At 68.9% G+C, this 19,897-nt stretch carries 21 protein-coding genes; 4 read left to right on the forward strand and 17 right to left on the reverse strand.

Features of this window, described 5'->3' with window-relative positions:
• The first annotated feature begins 44 nt into the window (after nucleotides 1–44).
• Nucleotides 45–1,241, forward strand: coding sequence for an MFS transporter (locus tag AC07OX_RS00665; protein ID WP_095948547.1), 1,197 nt, complete (start codon nucleotides 45–47; stop codon nucleotides 1,239–1,241).
• Here the strand turns inward: AC07OX_RS00665 and AC07OX_RS00670 are convergent.
• Entirely contained in the window at nucleotides 1,205–2,044 is an 840-nt protein-coding gene (locus AC07OX_RS00670) for a dienelactone hydrolase family protein (RefSeq protein ID WP_495262468.1), read from the reverse strand. The two genes, AC07OX_RS00665 and AC07OX_RS00670, sit on opposite strands and share 37 nt — an antisense overlap.
• Nucleotides 2,045–2,200: 156 nt before the next feature.
• Between AC07OX_RS00670 and AC07OX_RS00675 the strand changes: the two genes are divergently transcribed.
• Nucleotides 2,201–3,181: a GlxA family transcriptional regulator gene (locus tag AC07OX_RS00675; protein ID WP_495262469.1), complete on the forward strand. Its 981-nt coding sequence runs from the start codon at nucleotides 2,201–2,203 to the stop codon at nucleotides 3,179–3,181.
• 27 nt (nucleotides 3,182–3,208) lie between these two features.
• Nucleotides 3,209–3,736: a GNAT family N-acetyltransferase gene (locus tag AC07OX_RS00680; RefSeq protein WP_495262470.1), complete on the forward strand. Its 528-nt coding sequence runs from the start codon at nucleotides 3,209–3,211 to the stop codon at nucleotides 3,734–3,736.
• On the opposite strand, the gene AC07OX_RS00685 is transcribed toward AC07OX_RS00680, so the two are convergent.
• On the reverse strand, nucleotides 3,737–4,378 hold the full coding sequence (locus AC07OX_RS00685) for an ABC transporter ATP-binding protein (protein ID WP_495262471.1): 642 nt from the start codon (nucleotides 4,376–4,378) through the stop codon (nucleotides 3,737–3,739).
• A 50-nt stretch (nucleotides 4,379–4,428) separates the two neighbouring features.
• The gene (gene gcvA / locus AC07OX_RS00690; protein WP_495262472.1) at nucleotides 4,429–5,334 is read right to left on the reverse strand and encodes a transcriptional regulator GcvA; all 906 of its coding nucleotides are present in this window, start codon (nucleotides 5,332–5,334) and stop codon (nucleotides 4,429–4,431) included.
• A gap of 134 nt (nucleotides 5,335–5,468) precedes the next feature.
• Here gcvA and AC07OX_RS00695 point away from each other — a divergent pair, with 134 nt between their 5' ends.
• On the forward strand, nucleotides 5,469–6,155 hold the full coding sequence (locus AC07OX_RS00695; RefSeq protein WP_495262473.1) for an FMN-dependent NADH-azoreductase: 687 nt from the start codon (nucleotides 5,469–5,471) through the stop codon (nucleotides 6,153–6,155).
• A 42-nt stretch (nucleotides 6,156–6,197) separates the two neighbouring features.
• Here the strand turns inward: AC07OX_RS00695 and AC07OX_RS00700 are convergent, their stop codons facing one another.
• The 14 genes from AC07OX_RS00700 to AC07OX_RS00765 form a co-directional block, all read right to left on the reverse strand.
• Nucleotides 6,198–7,103, reverse strand: a complete 906-nt coding sequence (locus tag AC07OX_RS00700) for an SDR family oxidoreductase (RefSeq protein WP_062471360.1) — start codon at nucleotides 7,101–7,103, stop codon at nucleotides 6,198–6,200.
• Nucleotides 7,104–7,210: 107 nt separating this feature from the next.
• Nucleotides 7,211–8,149: a glutathione S-transferase family protein gene (locus AC07OX_RS00705; RefSeq protein WP_495262474.1), complete on the reverse strand. Its 939-nt coding sequence runs from the start codon at nucleotides 8,147–8,149 to the stop codon at nucleotides 7,211–7,213.
• 39 nt (nucleotides 8,150–8,188) lie between these two features.
• Nucleotides 8,189–8,809, reverse strand: a complete 621-nt coding sequence (locus AC07OX_RS00710; RefSeq protein ID WP_495262475.1) for a hypothetical protein — start codon at nucleotides 8,807–8,809, stop codon at nucleotides 8,189–8,191.
• Nucleotides 8,810–8,825: 16 nt separating this feature from the next.
• Nucleotides 8,826–10,466 carry an isovaleryl-CoA dehydrogenase gene (locus AC07OX_RS00715; protein WP_495262476.1) on the reverse strand — a complete coding sequence of 547 codons (1,641 nt, stop codon included), beginning with the start codon at nucleotides 10,464–10,466 and terminating at the stop codon, nucleotides 8,826–8,828.
• 31 nt (nucleotides 10,467–10,497) lie between these two features.
• Nucleotides 10,498–11,514, reverse strand: a complete 1,017-nt coding sequence (locus AC07OX_RS00720; protein ID WP_062471352.1) for an NADP-dependent oxidoreductase — start codon at nucleotides 11,512–11,514, stop codon at nucleotides 10,498–10,500.
• Nucleotides 11,515–11,538: 24 nt separating this feature from the next.
• Nucleotides 11,539–12,009 carry a PaaI family thioesterase gene (locus AC07OX_RS00725; RefSeq protein ID WP_082817985.1) on the reverse strand — a complete coding sequence of 157 codons (471 nt, stop codon included), beginning with the start codon at nucleotides 12,007–12,009 and terminating at the stop codon, nucleotides 11,539–11,541.
• 1 nt (nucleotide 12,010) lies between these two features.
• Nucleotides 12,011–12,811 (reverse strand): SDR family oxidoreductase, encoded by an 801-nt coding sequence (locus AC07OX_RS00730; protein WP_159276960.1) that lies wholly within the window; start codon nucleotides 12,809–12,811, stop codon nucleotides 12,011–12,013.
• A gap of 70 nt (nucleotides 12,812–12,881) precedes the next feature.
• Entirely contained in the window at nucleotides 12,882–14,279 is a 1,398-nt protein-coding gene (locus AC07OX_RS00735; protein ID WP_495262477.1) for a DUF2252 domain-containing protein, read from the reverse strand.
• On the reverse strand, nucleotides 14,269–14,571 hold the full coding sequence (locus tag AC07OX_RS00740; RefSeq protein WP_062471343.1) for a Dabb family protein: 303 nt from the start codon (nucleotides 14,569–14,571) through the stop codon (nucleotides 14,269–14,271). Before AC07OX_RS00740 ends, AC07OX_RS00735 begins: the two co-directional genes overlap by 11 nt.
• A gap of 22 nt (nucleotides 14,572–14,593) precedes the next feature.
• A complete protein-coding gene (locus AC07OX_RS00745; RefSeq protein ID WP_307693587.1) occupies nucleotides 14,594–14,833 on the reverse strand; it encodes a hypothetical protein in 240 nt (79 codons plus the stop codon).
• A 2-nt stretch (nucleotides 14,834–14,835) separates the two neighbouring features.
• Nucleotides 14,836–16,689, reverse strand: coding sequence for an acyl-CoA dehydrogenase (locus AC07OX_RS00750; protein ID WP_495262478.1), 1,854 nt, complete (start codon nucleotides 16,687–16,689; stop codon nucleotides 14,836–14,838).
• 18 nt (nucleotides 16,690–16,707) lie between these two features.
• Nucleotides 16,708–17,187 (reverse strand): PaaI family thioesterase, encoded by a 480-nt coding sequence (locus AC07OX_RS00755; protein ID WP_095948561.1) that lies wholly within the window; start codon nucleotides 17,185–17,187, stop codon nucleotides 16,708–16,710.
• A gap of 2 nt (nucleotides 17,188–17,189) precedes the next feature.
• Nucleotides 17,190–18,365, reverse strand: a complete 1,176-nt coding sequence (locus tag AC07OX_RS00760) for an acetyl-CoA C-acyltransferase (RefSeq protein ID WP_070060672.1) — start codon at nucleotides 18,363–18,365, stop codon at nucleotides 17,190–17,192.
• A gap of 49 nt (nucleotides 18,366–18,414) precedes the next feature.
• A complete protein-coding gene (locus tag AC07OX_RS00765) occupies nucleotides 18,415–19,893 on the reverse strand; it encodes a M20 family peptidase (protein ID WP_495262479.1) in 1,479 nt (492 codons plus the stop codon).
• Between the last annotated feature and the right edge of the window lie 4 nt (nucleotides 19,894–19,897).

The following is a 19,897-nucleotide window of genomic DNA, read 5'->3' on the forward strand; positions in this document are numbered from 1 at the left end:
GCATTCTAGTCATCGAGGCCGATCGTCCGCACAGTACAGGCATCATGCCCATCGCTCTTCTTGCCCTCACCGCCGGTGCCTTCGGAATAGGCACCACCGAATTCGTCATCATGGGCCTGCTCCTGCAGGTGTCGACGGACCTTCACGTCTCCATCACGGCCGCCGGCCTGCTGATCTCGGGCTACGCGCTCGGGGTCGCGGTCGGCGCGCCCGTGCTCACCATCGCCACCCGCAAGCTGCCGCGCAAGACCGTGCTGCTCGCGCTGATGGCGATCTTCACGCTCGGTAACCTCGCCTGTGCGCTCGCGCCCAACTACGAGATGCTGATGGCCGCGCGCGTCATCACTTCGCTGGCGCACGGCACCTTCTTCGGCGTCGGCTCGGTGGTCGCCACCGGCCTCGTGGCGCCCGAGCGCCGCGCCTCGGCCATCGCGATCATGTTCACCGGCCTCACCGCCGCCACGCTGCTGGGCGTGCCGGCCGGCGCATGGCTGGGCCTGCAGCTGGGCTGGCGCTCGACCTTCTGGGCGGTGACGCTGATCGGCGTGCTGGCCTTCGTGGTGCTCGCAGCCTTCGTGCCCCGCATGAAGGGCGAGGCCAAGCCGGCACCGCTGCGCGAAGAGCTGGCCGTGCTCGCCCGCCCGCAGGTGCTGCTGGGCCTGGCGATGACGGTGCTCGGCTTTGCCGGCGTGTTCGTGGTCTACACCTACATCCAGCCGCTGCTGACGCAGATCACCGGCCTGTCGGAATCGGCCGTGTCGCCGGTCCTGCTGGTGTTCGGCGGCGGCCTGGCCGTCGGCAACATCCTGGGCGGCAAACTGGCCGACCGTGCACCGATGGCCGCCGTGCTCGGCACGCTGGTGGCGCTGGCCGTGGTGCTCGGCGCGATGCAGTTCACCATCGGCACGCCGTTCACCGCCGTGGTGTTCGTCGGCCTGCTCGGCGTGGCCTCGTTCGCCACCGTGGCACCGATGCAGCTGCGCGTGCTCGAGAAGGCTTCGGGCGCGGGCCAGAACCTCGCCTCGAGCCTGAACATCGCGGCCTTCAACCTCGGCAACGCGCTCGGTGCCTGGGTCGGTGGCGTGACCATCGACCACGGCCCGGGGCTGCGCGCGCTGGGCTGGGTGGCCGCGCTGCTCACGCTCGTGGGCCTGGCGATCGCGCTGTGGAGCCGCGCGCTCGACCGTCGTGCGCAAAAGACCGGTCAGCTGCCGGCCGACGGCGCCTCGGCACGGGCCTGATCCTGCACCCCAAGGCGGCGCGCGAAGAACGAAAGGATCTCGTCGCGCGCCGCAAGGGTCGGCTGGCCGGCCTCGTCGATCAGGTGCGCCGTCACCACGCTGTGCGGGCTCGCGACCACCTGCGAGAAGAACGACGGCAGGTCGCGCGTGTTGGCCGCGCTGTCGGGCAGCACGCGGGCCACGAAGCGGTCGCCCAGCGCTTCGGCATAGGCCGCGAAACGCTGGGCCCGGCAGAAGCGGTCGCCCTCGAAGCGGTAGGCCATCACGGTCAGGTCCTCGCGCTCCAGGCGCTGGCGCACCTGGGCGATCTCTTCCTTCGAGATCTCGATGCCGCCGGGGTTGTCCAGCGGCAGCGACGGCTGCGACAGCACGGGCGCCAGCACCGCCGGCTCCAGCATCATGGTGAGCGCGAAGTTGCCGGTGAAGCACATGCCGATGGCGCCCACGCCCGGCCCGCCGCATTCCGCATGCGCCAGCCGCGCCAGCGCGCGCAGCCACTGCGTCACCGGGCTCGAGGCATTGCCCGCGAAGGCGCGGAACTCGGCGCTCACGCAGGCGCGCTGGAACAAGGCCTTGCCCTCTTCCGCATCCGGCACCGCGCCGTCGCGGCCGAACATCGACGGCATGTAGACCGTGAAGCCGGCGTCGCGCACCCAGCGGGCGAAGCGCGCCACGTGCGGGCTGATGCCGGGCATCTCGGTCATCACGATCACGGCCGGGCCGGTGCCGGCCACGTAGACCGCCTTGGTGGCGCCGTCGAGCGTGATCTCGCGGCGGGTGAAGTCGTCGAGCGGGTCGGTCATGGCAAGGCCTCCCGGGCGTGCAGATGGGCACCGTGAGGGGCAAGGGCAAGGATGTGGGACACGAAGGCACTTTCGGTGTTGCGACGATCCCCATTGCAACCGAGCACGTACTAGACTGCCAGTGTCCATTCAGACGCCTCTCGGGCGTTTTCTGCCATGCACGACTTCACCGTTCTCGTTCTTCCGGGCAGCTTCGCCACCAGCACCGCCGTCACGCTCGACGTGCTGGCGGCCGCCGCCACGCTCGCGCCGCGCCACCAGATGCCCCGCCCCACCTGGCGCGTGGTGTCGCCCGATGGCGGCAGCGTGCCGCTGAGCAACGGCCTGCGGGTCGACACCCTCGCCATGTCCCGCCGCGCGCGCGCCGACGGCTCGACCTGGATCGTGCCCGGCCTCGGTGTCGACAAGCCGGCCGACCTCGCACTGCGCCTGACCGACGACCACGCCCGCGCCGCCATCGATGCGGTGCGGCGCCATGCCGTACGTGGCGGCGCGGTCGCGGCCTCGTGCTCGGCCGTGTTCCTGCTGCAGGCGGCCGGCCTGCTGGCGCAGCGCCGCGTCACCACCTCGTGGTGGCTGGCACCCGAGCTGCGCCGGCTCGAACCGGCCTGCCACGTCGATGCCGACCGCATGGTCTGCGCCGACGGGCCGGTGAGCACCGCGGGCGCGGCCTTTGCGCAGTCGGACCTCATGCTGCACCTGCTGCGCACGCGCTTCGGCCCCGCGCTGGCCGAGGCCGTGAGCAAGGTGCTGCTGATCGACGGCCGCCAGGCGCAGGCCCCGTTCGTCGTGCCCTCGATGCTGTCCAACGGCAACGAGCTGGTCGCGCGGCTCACGCGGCGCATCGAGGCCGCGCTGCCCACGCCCCCCAGCGTGGCCGCGCTGGCCGAAGAGTTCGCGATGTCGCAGCGCACGCTGGCCCGGCGCGTGCGCGCCGCCACCGGCCTGGGGGCGCTGGCGCTGGTGCAGAGCGTGCGGCTGAACCGCGCGCGCCTGCTCATCGAAAGCAGCCGCATGACCATCGAGCAGGTCGCGGCGCAGGTCGGCTACGAGGACGCCACGGCGCTGCGGCGGTTGATGCGCAAGTCGGCCGGTGCGCCGCCGAGCCGGTTCCGGTCGGCGCTGCAGGCGGTGTGAGGCGCTTGCCGCAGAATGCGCCGCACGATGAACCGTCCGCCTGTCACCCTTCGCCCCGCCACCGCAGCCGACGCGCACACGCTCGCCGCGCTCGCGATCCAGGTCTGGCTCGACACCTACGCCACCGACGGCGTGAACGACGTGCTTGGGCGCTACGTGCTCTCGACCTTCACGCCGGCCGCGTTCGCCGCGTGGTCGGAATCGCCCCACGTCGCGCTGCGTGTGGCACAGGTCGGCGACCAGCTCGTGGGCTATGCGCTGCTGCAGTTCGGTGCCGCGCAGCCGCTGGTGCCGGGCTGCGACACCGAGCTGCGCACGCTCTATGTGCAGTCACCCTTCCAGCGCAGCGGCGTCGGGTCGATGCTGCTGCGCGAAGCCCGCAGCGCCGCCCACGCACGCACGGGCAGCGATGGCCTGTGGCTCGCGGTGTACGCGAAGAACCCGCGCGCGGTCGCGTTCTACGAAACGCAGGGGCTGATGGCGATGGGGCTGACGCAATTCATGCTCGGTGGAACGCCGCACGACAACCACGTGATGGCGACACCGGGCCGCTGATCAGCCCAGCGGCAGCTCGATGCAGGCGGCCAGCGGCACCTCCGTGACGCGCTCGCTGCTCGCCACGACCACCGCCCGCCCCGGCTGCGCAATGCGCCGTTCGATCGCCTGCCACAGGCCGTGGATCGAACGCGCATCGAGCGCACCCACCGGGTCGTCGAGCAGCACCACGGGCCGTCCCGACGCGAGCGCGGCGGCCAGCCCGACCTTGCGGCGCGAACCGGTCGACAGCATGAACATCTGCTTTTCCAGGTGCGGCGTGAGCGAGAACGCGTCGACCAGGCGCTGCCACTCGGCCCTGTCGAACCCCGCATCGCCCTCGCCCAGCAAGGCCGTGCAGGCCTGCACGCTGAGCGCGTCGAAGGCTTCCGACGCCGGTTCGCAGAAGAAGACCTGGCGCCGGTAGGCCGCGGGTTCGGCGTCGAGCGCCACGCCGGCCGCGCGCAGTTGTCCGGCCGACGCGGGCTGCTGCCCCGCCAGCACGCGCAGCAAGGTCGACTTGCCGCTGCCGGTGTCGCCGTACAGCAGCGTGACGCCCTCGCCGATGGCGGCGGACCAGCGGTCGGCCAACGCGGGCTGGTCGGGGTACGCGAAGCGCAGGTTCTGGATTTGCAGGAGGGAAGAAGTTAGGGAAGTTCGCATGAGAAGGGGGAACGAAACGGCGATGAACGCGATTGTGTCGCTGCCGTGATTCAGACCCTGCCGGCGTCCAGCGGCGACAGCCCTTTCACCCACTCGAACACCGCCGCCACGTTCGGATCGTCGCGCCGCGCCTGCGGGCACACGAGGTAGAACGGCGACCCTTGCAACACCGGTCCGAAAGGCTGCACCAGGTTACCCGCGCGCAGTTCGTCGGCGATGAGCGCCAGGCCCATCAGCGCCACGCCCTGCCCCTGCAGCGCGGCCGATACGGTGTGGGTCTCGTCGGAGAACACGGGGCCGGCCGTCACGTCCAGGCCGGGCACCTGGGCCACCTGCTGCCACGCGGCCCAGGTGCCCGGCTGGGTCTTGCTGTTAGGCACCGCGAAATGCAGCAGCGTGTGCTTCACGAGGTCGGCCGGGCGGCGCAGCTTGAGCGCGGGGCTGCAGGCCGGCGCGAAGACGGTGTCGAACAGCTTCTCGGCCACGAGGCCCGGCCACTGGCCCTTGCCGTAGCGGATGGCGACATCGGCGGTGAGGCCATCGAGCGGCACCGCGTCGTGCGAGGCGTGGATGCGCAGGTCGAGCCGGGGGTGCGCCGCGCGCAGCGCTCCCACGCGCGGCAGCAGCCAGCGCGCGGCCACGGCGGGCGTGGTCGACAGCGTGATGGCACTGCGCTCGGGCGGCGCACGCAGGCGCGCCACGGCCTGGGCCATGGCAGCGAACGAATCGCTCAGCACCGCCTGCAGCTCGCGGCCCTGCGGCGTCAGCACGAGCTGGCGCGGCTGGCGCACGAACAGCGCCACGCCCAGCGACTCTTCGAGCTGGCGCACCTGGTGGCTGATGGCCGTGGGCGTGACCGACAGCTCGTTCGCCGCGAGCTTGGCGCTGCAATGGCGTGCGGCGGCCTCGAAGGCGCGCAGCGAGGCCAGCGGAGGCAGGGAATGCAGGAGGGCCATGGCGTGCTGATAGATGAATTGAATTTTCTGCAGCGAGAAAAATTCGTCGTTTGTCCGGCCATGAATGCTTCGATAGATTGGGAACCGTGTCAAGCAGACAGCTGAATTCCCTTCATCCAACCGAGGACCACGCCATGACCACCACCACCCTGCTCCACATCGATGCCAGCCCCCGTTCCGGCCGTTCGGGCTCGGTCGTCCACGGCTCGCATTCGCGTCGCCTGAGCCACCATTTCGTCAGCACCTGGCAGGCGGCCCGCCCGCAGGACGAGGTGATCTACCGTGACTTCGGTATCGCGCCGCCGCAGGCGGTCACCGGCGACTGGATCCACAGCGCCTACACGCCCGCCGAAGCGCGCGAACCCTGGATGCACGACGTGCTGGCCGAGAGCGACACCTTCATTGCCGAGCTGCGCCGCGCCGACGTGATCGTGATGGGCACGCCCATGTACAACTACAGCGCCCCGGCCACCGTGAAGGCGTGGATCGACAACATCGTGCGAGTCGGCGAGACCTTCGACATGGACCCGAGCCTGGACGACCCCTACGTGCCGCTGCTGGCCGAGCGCCCGCGCCGCACCGTGCTGCTCACCGCGCACGGCAGCAGCGGCTTCGGGCCCGGCGGCATGCAGGCGCATCTGAATTTCCTGGTACCGGGCGTGAAGGCTGCGCTGGGCCTGGTCGGGCTGCGCGAGGTGCACGACATCGCGGTCGAGCATGCGGAAGACCGGGGCGACCTGCTGGAGCGTTCGATGGCCGAGGCGCTGTCGGGCATCGAGCAATTGGTGCGCGACCTGCAGGCGAAGGTGCAGGCCGGCTGAGCGCAGCCCGTCGCGAAGACGGGCCGCCTCTTCAGGAAGGGATCAGGCGGAGCGGAGCTGCTCGCGCAGTTTCTGGCCGATCTCGGGGCGCTCCAGGAACGGGTCGGCCGGGTTGGTGATCGACACGATGTTCTCCATGCGGCTCTTCACGTTGCCCAGCGCCTTGGGGTGGCTGAACACGTAGAACTGGTTGTCGCTGATGGCTTCGAACACCTTGTGCGCCACCTCGGCGGCCGTGATCTTGCCGCTGCTCACCGCCTTGTTGCTCATGGCCTGGCCGATGAGCTGGCTCTTGGTGAGTTCGGTGTCCTTCGGTGCGTTCGGGCGGTTGCGCTCGCTGCTCGTGATGCCGGTGGGCACGAAGTACGGGCACAGCAGGCTGGCGCCGATCTGGTCGGTGACCAGGTTCAGGTCTTGGTACATGGTTTCGGTCAGGCTCACGACGGCGGCCTTGGCCGCGTTGTAGATGCCCATGTTGGGCGGCGTGAGCAGGCCGGCCATGCTGGCGGTGTTGGTGATGTGGCCGCGGTAGCTCGGGTCCTTGGCGGCGGCCTCGAGCATCATCGGCGTGAACAGGCGCACGCCGTGGATCACGCCCCACAGGTCGACGCCCAGCACCCATTCCCAGTCGGCCACGGTGTTTTCCCACACCAGGCCGCCGGCGCCCACGCCGGCGTTGTTGAACACGAAGTGCGGGGCGCCGAAACGCTCCTTGACGGCCGCGGCCAGCGCTTCCATCTGGGCCGCGTCGGACACGTCGACCTTGCGCGCCAGCACCTGGACGCCCAGGGCTTCCATTTCTGCCTTGGCCTTGTCGAGTGCGTCCTGCTGCACATCGACCAGCACGAGGTTCATGCCGCGGGCGGCGCCGATGCGCGCGCATTCGAGGCCGAAGCCCGAGCCTGCGCCGGTGAGTACGGCGGTCTTGCCCTTGAAGTCCTGGATCATTTGCCGGTGTCCTTGTCTCTGACGTTGAAGCGGAAGCCCCTATTGAAATACGGAACGCGCGCCGGCGCAGTCACGAAGGTGCCCGTCGCACGCCGATCTTTCGCTCATCAGGCCTCTGCATTCTTCAACACATACCCGATGCGCGGAAAGTGCACATGCACCGTGCCCGTGCGCTCGCTGCTGCGCTCCAGCGTGTAGTGCGTGCGCGTGGCGGCCACCAGCGTGCCCGCCGTCTCCTCGAGGCCGAAGCTCTCGGCGCGGATGGTGACGGCGCTGCCCAGCGCAATGCCGTGGTCGTCCTGGAAGGTGCTGTCGGTCAGCAGCGTGTGCGGCGTGGCGGCCTTGGCGACAACGATGGCCTCGTCGCTGGAAAACTTCGACGAGGTGCCGTGGCCGATGGCCGCCATGCGGTCCATCCAGTCGAGCACCGCAGGCGTCAGGTCGAGGATGCCCTTCACCGCCTCGATGCGGCGCGTGTACCACAGCGGGTGGTAGGCCGAGAAGTCGGCGATGCACGGCACTTCGCCGAGCAGGAAGGGCTTGTCGTCGAGCATGTCGGACAGGCGGCGCAGGTACGACTTGTAGGCGCCGGTGGCGTCGGCCGGGCGCAGGCGCGTCATGTTGCCGGCGCTCATCTTGCCGCGGTCTTCGCCGAAGGCCTTGATGGCTTCGGGCGGCGCCTTGGCGAACACCTCGGCGGCGCCCTTGGGCTGCAGGCTCCAGGCCATCGCGGCCCAGAACAGCGAGGTGTCGGCCCACTGCGCGAGGATGCGCGACATGCCTTTTTCGGGCTGCGGGTAGAGCGTGGGCTCGGGCTGCAGGTGCTCCAGCACGTCGGCGATGAGCGCGCTGTCGCAGTACATGTCGGCGCCGATCTGCAGGAACGGCGTCTTGCGGTAGCCACCCGTGAGCACTTCCACGTCGGGCTTGGGCATGATCGGCGGAATGAAGACCGACTTCCACGGCAGCTTCTTCGCGCCGAGGATCGTGCGCACCTTTTCCGAGAATGGCGAGGTGGTGTAGTGGTGAAGGATGAGGTCGGCCATGGTGTCTTTCGTGGGGATGAGATGAGCGAGGAGTGACAGTTAGACGATTGCGCGGCTTTGGGTACCAGTCTTCGCCTTCTTTGGTCTCTCTCTGGATGCGGCAGGAGTTCCGAATCGCACGTCGAACGCGAACTCCGCCTGTTTGCGAACGTCTGAGAAGCTATGGGGCAACCTGATGACGAGAACTGCCCACCGTGAATGGCTGTATGGCGGACGGTCCACATTGATGCCACTTTCGCCCTCTTCGTCGACCTTCATGCAGACGCCGTAACGCTGCTCTGAGGAGTTCTTTTGCGCCCGTTCCACATGGAGTTGCTCGTGCGCTTCCTTGAACAGATGGCTTTCCACACGACGTCTTACAAAGCGCCCTTCACCCCTGTAGATCGCCAGACGGCCATCTGCCAATGCCAATTTCGATTGGTCTCCTTTGACCTCGTAGGACGAAAAGATCACATAGAGGCCCGGGACGTTGGGAATGTCTTTCAGCGAGTTGGCGTCCGTGATTTCGTGGAGCGATGCGCCCAATTTCTTCTCGGGAAGAACCAGCAAATCATTGGAAATCAGTTGGTCGAAATAGCGCCCAAATTCGGCTTGGATGCTTGCGCGGACGCGGGCAAGGGCGTTCTCCACGGACGCGTTCATGTCCTTGATATTCAACATCGTGATGCGTTCTATGTCAGCGCGGCTGTGCCCGCTGGATGATCGAATCGAAATCGGTGCCCGCGCCCAGCGTGCCGAAGGCCTGGCCCCAGTCGCCGCCCAGGCGCGAAGCGCAGAAGGCGTCGGCCACGGCGGCGGGCGCGGTCTGCACCAGCAAGGCGGCCTGCACGGCCAGCGCCACGTCTTGGGCGAGGCGGCGTGCCTCGGTCTCGGAGGCCATGGCCTCGATGCGTGCGGGCAAGGCGTCGGCCAGGCGGTCGAGGGCGGCCTGCTGGCCGCGCGCGGGGGCCAGCTCGTGCGCCAGCGCGGCCACGGCGTCGCCCTTGCGCAGGCCGCGCAGCAGGTCGAGCGCCATGATGTTGCCGGCGCCTTCCCAGATGGAGTTGAGCGGCATCTCGCGGTAGATGCGCGCAAGGACGCCCTCGCCGCCCTCCTCCACGTAGCCGTTGCCGCCCAGGCACTCCATGGCCTCCTGCGCGAAGTGGCTGCCGCGCTTGCAGATCCAGAACTTGGCGACCGGCGTGAGCAGGCGCGCCATCAGGTTCTCGTGCGCGTCGGCCTGGCGGTCGAAGGCCCGCGCGAGGCGGATGGCCAGGGCGGTGGCAGCCTCGCTTTCGAGCGCGAGGTCGGCCAGCACGTTCTTCATGAGCGGCTGTTCGACCAGCGGCTTGCCGAAGGCCTGGCGCTGCGCCGTGTGGTTCAGCGCGATGCCCAGCGCCTGGCGCATGAGGCCGCTGGTGCCGAGCGAGCAGTCGAGCCGCGTCATCGTGCCCATCTCGAGGATCTGCGGAATGCCGCGGCCCTCTTCGCCCACGAGCCAGGCACTGGCGCCGTGGAACTCGACCTCGGAGCTGGCGTTGGCCTTGTTGCCGAGCTTGTCCTTCAGGCGCTGGATGTGGATGGCGTTGCGCGAACCATCGGGCAACACGCGCGGCAGGAAGAAGCACGACAGCCCGGCGGGCGCCTGCGCGAGGATGAGGAAGGCATCGCACATGGGCGCCGAGAAGAACCACTTGTGGCCGGTGATCGCGTAGCGCTCGCCCCAGGCGTCGCTGCCGTCGCGCACGGCCTGCGTGGTGTTGGCCCGCACGTCGGAGCCGCCCTGCTTCTCGGTCATGCCCATGCCCATGGTCACGCCGGGCTTGTCGTGCAGCGGCTTGAGCGCGGGGTCGTACCAGAGGCTGGCGAGCTTCGGGCCCCAGTCGGCATGCACGCCCGCGTTGCCGCGCAAGGCGGGCGTGACGGCGTAGGTCATCGAGATCGGGCACAGGATGGACGGCTCCAGCTCGGTGAAGAGCATGAAGCCCGCCGCGCGCAGCACGTGAGGCGAAGCCGACGTGCCGGTCCACGGCGTGCCGTGCAGGCCCGCGCCCACCGCGGCGGTCATCAACGCGTGGTAGCTCGGATGGAACTCCACCTCGTCGATGCGACGGCCGAAGCGGTCGTGCGTGTGGAGTTCGGGCGTGTGGATGTTGGCCAGCCGCGCATGCGTCTGCATGGCGGCCGAACCGAGGGTGGCGCCCAGCTCGTGCAGCTGCGTGGTCTGCAGTGTGGGCGCGTTGAACTTCAGCGCATCGCGCAGGGAGCGGTGGGTGTCGAAGAGGTTGTAGTCGACCAGCGGCGTGGGCTGGTTGAAGACCTCGTGCGTCATGTCCATGTCCGGCCTCCTTGCCGTGCGTTTCAGTGCATCAGATCAGCTTGACGAGTTGCTTGCCGAAATTCTTGCCCTTGAGCAAACCCAGGAAGGCCTCAGGGGCGGATTCGATGCCCTGCGCCACCGACTCGCGCGGCTTGAGCTTGCCCGTGCCCACCAGCGTGCCGAGTTCAGTCAGCGCCTCGGGCCACACTTCCATGTGCTCGCTGACGATGAAGCCCTCGATCTTCAGGCGGTTGATGAGGATCAGCGCCGGGTTCGCGAGCGGCAGCGGCTGGCCGTCGTAGCCCGCGATCATTCCGCACAGCGCCACGCGCGCGAAGGCGTTGGTGCGCAGCAGCACGGCGTCGAAGATGTAGCCGCCGACGTTCTCGAAGTAGCCGTCGATGCCGTTCGGGCAGGCTTCCTTGAGCGCGGCGCTCATGGTCTTCACGTCGGGGTGCTGGCGGTAGTCGATGCAGGCGTCGAAGCCGAGCTCGTCGGTCACGTACTTGCACTTGTCGGGGCCGCCCGCGATGCCGACCACGCGGCAGCCGCGCGCCTTGGCCAGCGCACCGAAGGCGCTGCCCACGGCGCCGCTGGCGGCGGTGATGACCACGGTTTCACCGGCCTTGGGCGCGATGATCTTCACGAGGCCGTACCAGGCCGTCACACCGGGCATGCCCACGGCGCCGAGGTAGTGCGACAGCGGCACGTGCGTGGTGTCGACCTTCTTCAGCGCGCCGGGCTGCGAGGCATCGACCACGCTGTACTCCTGCCAGCCGCCGAAGCCGACGACCTTGTCGCCCACGGCGTACTTGGGGTGCTTGCTCTCGACCACCTCGCCGACCGTGCCGCCCTGGAACACCTGGCCCACGGGTTGCGGCTGCGCGTAGCTCTTCGCGTCGTTCATGCGCCCGCGCATGTACGGATCGAGGCTCATGTAGTGGTGGCGCACCAGCACCTGGTTGTCGGCGAGCGCGGGCGTCTCGACAGTCACCAGCTTGAAGTTGCTGGCCGTGGCTTCGCCCTCGGGGCGGTTGTCGAGGTGGATCTGCTTGTTGGTGGGCATGAAAGTCTCCGGGGAAATGAGGTGTCAGTCGGTGGATGGCGGGCGCATCGCGTTGGCGCTCGCGGGGCCGGTCGGCAGCCGGCGCTTCACGTACTTGAAGGTGCCCGTGGCATGGGCGCACACGCGCTCCTGCTCGTCGTAGATCTTGGCCTCCGTGAAGGCCAGCGTCGCGGTGCGATGCAGCAGCGTGCCGCGCGCGTGCAGCGGGCCGACCGACGGTTGCATGAAGCTGGTCTTCATCTCGATGGTGACCACGCCGGTCTCGGGCGCCACGCTGCGCGCAGCGGCCGCCATGGCGATGTCGAGCAGCGTCATGCAGGCGCCGCCGTGCGTCACGTCGAAGGTGTTCAGGTGCTCGGGCTTGGCGGTGTAGATGATCTCGGACTGGCCGTCCTCGAACTTCGTGAGCTCGAAGCCGAGGTGGCGCGCGAACGGAATCTGGCTCGTGTACGAGCGGATGTTGATGTCGCTGGACTTTTCAGGCGAATCGGACATGTCAGGCCGCACCCAGCACCACGCTCACGCCGCCGTCGACCGCCACCCACTGGCCAGTGATGTGCTTGCCGGCATCGCTCGCATACAGCAGCGTCAGGCCCTTCAGGTCCTCGTCGTCGCCCAGGCGGCCCAGGGGCGCCGAGGCGGCCATGTGCTCTTCGCCCAGGGTCTTGATCAGGCCGGCCGCCATCTTCGTCATGAAGAAGCCCGGGCAGATCGCGTTGACGTTGATGTTGTACTTGCCCCATTCGGCGGCCAGCGTCTTCGTGAAACCGATCACCGCGGTCTTCGAGGTGTTGTAGGCCAGCGTCTGCATGCCGGGCGGGTTGCCGTTCAGGCCGGCGATCGAGGCGATGTTGATGATGCGACCGCGCTTCTTCGGGATCATGTAGCCGTTGGCAACCTGCTGCGCGAGGATGAAGTAGCCGCGCACGTTGAGGTTCATCACCTTGTCCCAGGCCTCGACCGGGTGGCTCTCGGCGGGCGAACCCCAGCTGGCGCCGGCGTTGTTGATGAGGATGTCGATGCCGCCCATGCGCTGCAGGGTCTCGTCGGCCAGGCGGCGGGTGTCTTCTTCCTTGGAGCAGTCGGCGGCGATCCAGCGCGCGTCGATGCCGGCGGCCTGCAGCTCGGCGGCGGCCTGTTCCAGGTCGTCGGCCTTGCGCGAGCTCAGCATGATCTTCGCGCCGGCTTCGCCGAGCGCATGGGCCATCTGCAGGCCCAGGCCGCGCGAGCCGCCGGTGATGAGGGCGGTCTGGCCCGTGAGGTCGAACAGCTGTTGGGTGGTGCGGGGCTTCGTCATGTCGGTGTCTCCGGTGTGGATGATGAAAGAAGAGGGTTGCGTTGGCGGTGAAGGCGATGGCTTCGGGCCGTCAGGACGCGGTGTCGTCCGCCTCGACGGCGGCGGCCTTGCCGGCGGCCACGGCTTTTTTCAGCCGGCGCCAGTCGGCCTGGTTCACGTCGGCATAGCCTTCGGCGAAATCGGCGAGCGCCGTGTTGAAGCTCTTGGCGCGCCCCAGGTAGCCGTCGATGGCCCAGGCGTCGCCGCCCTTGGCATGCGCGCGGGCCAGGCTGTAGCCGCAGGCCTCGGCGAACTCGAGCAGATCGACCGGCTTGAAGTCCTCGAGCTTGTAGGAGGCCTTCATGTCGCGCAGCTGCCGCACGTAGAAGCCGCGCCCGCCCGGTCCCTGGGCCCAGCCCAGGAAGACGTCGCTGGCGGCCTGTGCCAGCCGCTGGCCCTGCACCACGCGCTGGCCCGGCGACGCCGTGTCCGGTGCCGCGCCCAGCGGGGCTTCGAGCACCGACTCGCCGGCCTCCTTGCACTGCAGGAACAGCGGGTGCGCGCGGTCGGCCACGAGCAGCAGCAGGAAGCAGCGTCGGCCGACCGAGCCGACGCCGGGCGTGAGCACCGCGACGTCGTGCAGCTCGTAGCGGTCGAACAGCCGCTGGCGCTCGGGCGGCAGGCTGGCGCGGTACTGCGCCAGGAAGGCCGGCAGCCCGGCGCGGAAGCGCTTGATTTCACGCGCCGTCGCGCGGGCGTCGTGGTACACGAAAGGCGGCTGGTCGCGGATCATGAGGCGGCCGTCGACCGTCTCGGTCGCGCTGTCGGCGAACACGCGCGAGGTGCTGCGGCGCGCCTTCTTGATGACCGCGAGCTCGGTCGCGTCTTCGGCGCCGAGCTTCAGCAGGGTTTGCGACGTAAGCCGCGCGTACCAGGCCTCCAGCGTATCCATGCGCGCGAAGGCCCGCATGCGGTCGCGGTAGGCCTCGGCCAGCTGCTGCACGGCCTCGCGCCCGATGCGCGGCTTGAAACCCCGGTCGCGCGCGGCCACCACGAACGAGGTGGCCAGCCGGCGCACGTCCCAGTCGAAGGGCCCTTGCAGGGTTTCGTCGAAATCGTTGATGTCGAAGACCAGCGCGCGCTCCGGGCTGGCAAAGAAGCCGAAGTTCGCGAGGTGCGCATCGCCGCACAGCTGCGTCGCGATGCCGCTGTGCGGCAGCCTGGCGAGGTCGTTCGCCATCAGGCTGGCGGCGCCGCGGTAGAACGTGAAGGGGCTGGCCAGCATGCGGCCGTGGCGCACCGGCACCAGCTCGGGCACGCGGCCGCGGTTGGACGCCTTCAGCCAGCCGAGCGGGTCGCGGTCCTTGGCGTCGGGCCGGGGCACCTGCGCCCACTGGCCGAGCGCACAGCGCTGGCGCTGCGCACGGCCGAACGCCCGCCGCTCGGCCGGTGAGGCCGTGGCGTCGGGCGCGTGGGGTTCAGAGCTCATAGTCCATGCACTGGCGGGCTTCGCGCACGGCGCCGATGAAGGGCTTGAGCGCCACGTGCTGCGGGTGGTCCGCATAGGCCGCCAGCGCGGCGGCGTCGGTGAATTCCGAGTTGAGGATCAGGTCGTAGGTGGCCTCGAGCCCGGGCTGGGCGATGACCACCTCGAAACGGTGCGTGCCGGGCGAGAGCGTCGCGCAGGCATCGAGCAGCGCCTTGGCCTTGAGCAGGTTGGTCGCCTTGTCGGCGCCCTCGGCGTGCTCCTTGAACTTCCACATCACGATGTGCTTGAGCATGGTCGGTCCTTGCCTTGTTTTTTTACTTGAGCCGCGAACGCACGTAGATGAGCACGACGCCCACCGCGGCGACCACGGCGCCGGGCACGGCCATCGACCAGCCCAGCGTGGGCTCGGTGCGGCCCGTGGCCACCCCCAGGATCACGAGAAACAGGCCGCCGTAGATCAGGATCCAGATCCACTTCTCGAGCCGCGCATGCGGCTTGGGTGGTTTCGGCGGTTGGGCGGCGGGCGGGGGTGAGTTCGGGGCGGCGTTGGCCATTGTCAGAAAGCGTCCTCGGGCAAAGCGGTACAGGTCGGGTCACGGGTTTCGACCACCTGGAGCCAGGCACCGATTTTCGGCAGCTCGTAGTGGAAGAAATAGTCCGTGGCGCCGATCTTGCCAGCTGTTACCGCCCTCGCCTTCTGTGCGTCGATTTCCAGGGCCCGCAGCGCCACGTCGAGCCAGAGCCAGGCCAGCACGGTGTGGCCGAAGGCCTGCATGTAGGGCACGGCGTTGGCCAGCGCGTCGGCCGGGTCGCCGGTGGACCAGGCGGCCTCCGTGGCGCTGCCGATGCGCTGCAGCGCAGCGCCCAGCGCCTTGGCGTGCGGCGCCAGCGCCGGCACCTTGGCGGCGCGGCCGATGGTCTCGGTGACGCGGCCGGCCAGCAGCTGCAGGCCGCGGCCCTTTTCCATCAGCACCTTGCGGCCCAGCAGGTCGGCCGCCTGGATGCCGTGCGTGCCCTCGTGGATCATGTTCAGGCGGTTGTCGCGCCAGTACTGCTCCACCGGGAAATCGCGCGTGTAGCCGTAGCCGCCGTGCACCTGGATCGCCAGCGAATTGGCCTCCAGGCACCACTCGCTGGGCCAGCTCTTGGCGATGGGCGTGAGCACCTCCAGCAGCAGGCGGGCGTCGTCGGCCTGCGCGGCGTCGCCGGTCTTCTGCGTGTCGACCAGGCGGGCGCAGTACAGCTCCAGCGCCAGCGCGCCCTCGCAGTACGCCTTCTGGGCGAGCAGCATGCGGCGCACGTCGGCGTGCTCGATGATGCGCACCTGCGGCGCGGCCGAGTCCTTGGCCACGGCGGCGCCGGCGGCTTCGGGCTTCTTCACCAGCCGGCCCTGCGGGCGGCTCTTGGCGTAGTCGAGCGAGGCGTAGTAGCCGGCCATGCCGAGCATGGTGGCGGCGGTGCCGACGCCGATGCGGGCCTCGTTCATCATGTGGAACATGCAGTGCAGGCCCTTGCCGGGCGCGCCGACCAGGTAGCCCACCGCGCCGGCCTTGCCGCCGACCGGGTACTTGCCCTCGCCGAAGTTCAGCAGCGTGTTGGTGGTGCCGCGCCAGCCGAGCTTGTGGTTCAGGCCTGCCAGCGCCACGTCGTTGCGCTCGCCGGTGAGTTCGCCCTGCGTGTCCACCATGCGCTTGGGCACGATGAACAGCGAAATACCGCGCGTGCCCGGAATGAGCTTGCCGTTCTCGTCGGGAATCTTGGCCAGCACGATGTGCACGATGTTCTCGGTCAACTCGTGGTCGCCCGCCGAGATCCACATCTTGTTGCCCGTGAGCCGGTAGCGCGGGCCCAGCGGGTCGTTTTGATAGTCGGCGCCGTCGGGCACGGCGCGCGTGGCCACGTCGCTCAGCGACGAGCCGGCCTGGGGCTCCGACAGGCACATGGTGCCGGCCCAGCGGCCCGAGAATTCATTCCTGGCGAACACCTCTTTCTGCTTCTCGGTGCCGTGCACCATGAGCAGGTTGGCGTTGCCGCTGGTGAGCATGTTCGAGCCGATGCTCACCGAGGCCATCGCGAAGAAGCTGTTGGCCGCGGCCTGCACCGTGTAGGGCAGCTGCATGCCGCCGATGTCGTAGTCCTGTGCGGCACTCAGCATGCCGGACTCGACGAAGGCCTTGTGCGCGTCGTGCGTGGCCTGCGGCAGGATGACCTTCTCGCCGTCGAAATGCGGTTCCTGCGTGTCGACGGTGCGGTTGAACGGCGCGTACTTTTCGCGCGCGATGCGCTCGCAGGTGTCGAGCACGGCGTCGAAGGTCTCGCGCGAGTGGTCGGCAAAACGCTCGCTCTGGTTGAGCTTCTCGGCGTCGAGCCAGTCGTAGAGCAGAAAGTCGAGGGTGGGACGCAGGCTCATGGTGATGTCTTCTTCAGGCTACGACTTCGCGGGCGACGAAGTCTTCTTCGGGGAATCGGGCAGCTTGGCGATGGTGCCCTGCGCCAGCGCGCAGAGCTTCTCGGTGCCGTCGTCGGCCACCGCCACCACCTCGCAGGTGCACACGGCCTGCGAGCTGCCGGTGTGCACGGCCCGGGCGCGCGCAATCAGCCGCTGGCCGATGGCGGGCCGCACGTAGTTGATCTTGAATTCGGAGGTCACGACCGGCACGCGCAAGGCGCTGCCGCCCGCAAAGGTGAGCGCGTTGTCGGCCATGTAGCTCACGATGCCGCCATGGGCGAAACCGTGCTGCTGCTTCAGCTGCGCGCCGAGCGGCAGCTGGAGCTCCGCATGGCCCGGCGCGAGCGCATGCAGCTCGGCGCCGATCAGCACGCTGAAGGGCTGCGCGGCCAGCACGCTGCGGCCGTAGGCCAGGACGGCTTCGGGCGAGACCTCCTGGTCATTGCCCAAGCCGGACATGGTTACAGGACCTCGAACACGCCCGCAGCGCCCATGCCGCCGCCGATGCACATCGTGACCACGACCTTCTTGGCGCCGCGACGCTTGCCTTCGATGAGCGCGTGGCCCGTGAGGCGCTGGCCGCTCACACCGTAGGGGTGGCCCACGGCGATGGCGCCGCCGTTGACGTTCAGGCGGTCGCCCGGGATGCCCAGCTTGTCGCGGCAGTAGATGACCTGCACGGCGAAGGCTTCGTTCAGTTCCCACAGGTCGATGTCGTTGACCGTGAGGCCCAGGCGCTTGAGCACCTTGGGAATGGCGAAGACCGGGCCGATGCCCATTTCGTCGGGCTCGCAGCCGGCCACGGCGAAGCCGAGGAAGCGGCCCAGGGGCTTCAGGCCCTTCTGCTGGGCGTACTTCTCGTCGACCACCACGCAGGCGCCGCCGCCGTCGGAGAACTGGCTGGCGTTGCCGGCCGAGATCAGGCCGCCGGGCATGGCCGAGCGGATGCCGCTGATGCCTTCCTTGGTGGTGCCGGGGCGGATGCCTTCATCGTTCTCGATCGTGACTTCCTTGGTGCGCAGGCCCATCACGGGGTCAGCCACGCCGGCCAGCACGGTGATGGGGGCGATTTCAGCCTTGAAGAGACCGGCTTCGAGCGCGGCGGTGGCGCGCTGCTGGCTCTGTGCGCCGTACTCGTCCATGGCGTCGCGGCCGATGTTGTAGCGCTTGGCGACCTGCTCGGCGGTCTGCAGCATGTTCCAGTAGATCTCGGGCTTGTGCTTCACGAGCCACGGGTCGGCCAGCATGTGCGTGTTGGCTTCGTTCTGCACGCACGAGATGCTCTCGACGCCGCCGGCCACGTAGACGTCGCCCTCGCCTGCGATGATGCGCTGGGCGGCGGTGGCGATGGTCTGCAGGCCCGACGAGCAGAAGCGGTTGATGGTCATGCCCGAGGTGGTGACCGGCAGGCCGGCGCGCAGTGCGATCTGGCGCGCGATGTTGGAGCCGGTGGCGCCTTCAGGCGTGGCGCAACCCATGATGACGTCGTCGACCGAGGCCGGGTCGATGCCGGCGCGCTGCACCGCGTGCTGCACGGCATGGCCGCCCAGCGTGGCGCCGTGCGTCATGTTGAAGGCACCCTTCCAGCTCTTCGCGAGCGGCGTGCGGGCGGTGGAAACGATGACGGCGCTGGTCATGGTGAGGTCCTTTGAAGATGGAAGGGAAAAGAGGGAAAAGACGGGGTCGTCATTGCGCCGGCGCGGCCGCGTGGGTGTTGCGCAGGAGCTGGTGGTAGAAGCCGATCATCTCGCCGTAGTTCGAGATGGCCAGGCGTTCGTTGTTGCCATGGAAGCGCGCCAGGTCCTCGCTCTTCACCCGGAACGGCGAGAAGCGGAAGACGGCGTCGCTCACGAGGCTGAAGTGGCGGGAATCGGTGGCGGCGGTCATGAGGCCGGGCGCCACCACGGCGTCGGGGAAGCTCTGGCGCACGGCCTGCTGGATCGCGCGGTAGCCGGTGCTGTCGGTGGGCGACACCGGCGAGGGCTCCGAGTTGCCGGGGTACGGCTTGATCTTGATGTCGTCGTCGCCCAGCGCCTTGCGCAGGTGCGCCTCGACGCTGGCGAGCGTGTCGCCGGGCAGCACGCGGAAGTTGACAGCGGCCTCGGCACGGCCGGGCAGCACGTTGTCCTTGTTGCCGGCACGCACGATGGTCAATGCAGTAGTGGTGCGCAGCATGGCGTTGCTGCTCGGGCTCTTCTCGAGCTGGCCGCGCACCAGCGGCTCGGTGAGCCACAGGTTCGACAGCATGACGCGGTTGACGCCGCCCATCTCGGGCGCGAGCGCGCCGAACATCTGGCCCGCCACGCCCTGGATGCCGCCGGGCATCGGCGTTGCTTCGAGTCGCGCGAGCGCGGCGCTCATGCGGCCGATGGCGCTTTTCTGTGGCGGCATCGACGAGTGGCCGGGCGCGGTATCGAGCGAGAGGAAGAAGGTGCCGTAGCCCTTCTCCGCCAGGCCGATGAGCGCCGCGGGCTTGCTCAGGCCGGGCAGCACGCCGTCGAGCACGAGCAGACCTTCGTCGAGCACCCAGTCGAGCTTCACGCCGCGCGACTTGAGCAGTTCGGCGATGGGCTGCGCGCCGCGCAGGCCGCTCACCTCTTCGTCGTCGCCCATCACGAGGTAGACCGTCTGCTTGGGCTGGAAGCCGCTGCCGATGAGCAGCTCGATGGCTTCCATCTGCGCAAACAGGTTGCCCTTGTTGTCGAGCGTGCCGCGGCCCCAGACGAAGCCGTCCTTGATCTCGCCCGCGAAGGGATCGACCGACCAGGCCTTTTCGGTGCCGGGCGCGATGGGCACCATGTCCTGGTGCGCCATGAGCGCGATGGGCTTGGCCTGCGCGTCGGTGCCGGTCCAGGTGTAGAGCAAGGCCTTCTGGCCCACCACTTCCTTCTTGAGGGTGGCGTGGACCTTCGGGTACTGCTGCGCCAGGTAGGCGTGCAGCTTGTCGAACTCGGCCAGGTTGGCGGCCGCGTCCTCCAGGCTCGACACCGTGCGGATCGGGATCGCGCCGGCCAGCCGCTTCGCAGCCGCCTGCAGGTCGATCTCGAGCTTGGGTGCGGGGGCCACCGCGAGTTGCAGCGATGGCGTGGTCCAGGTCTTGACCGCCACAGCCGCCACGAGTGCCAGGAGCACCAGCAGCAGCCCGAGGAAGATGCGTTTCAACATGGGC

The organism is Variovorax sp. GW821-FHT09D07 (assembly GCF_059416345.1).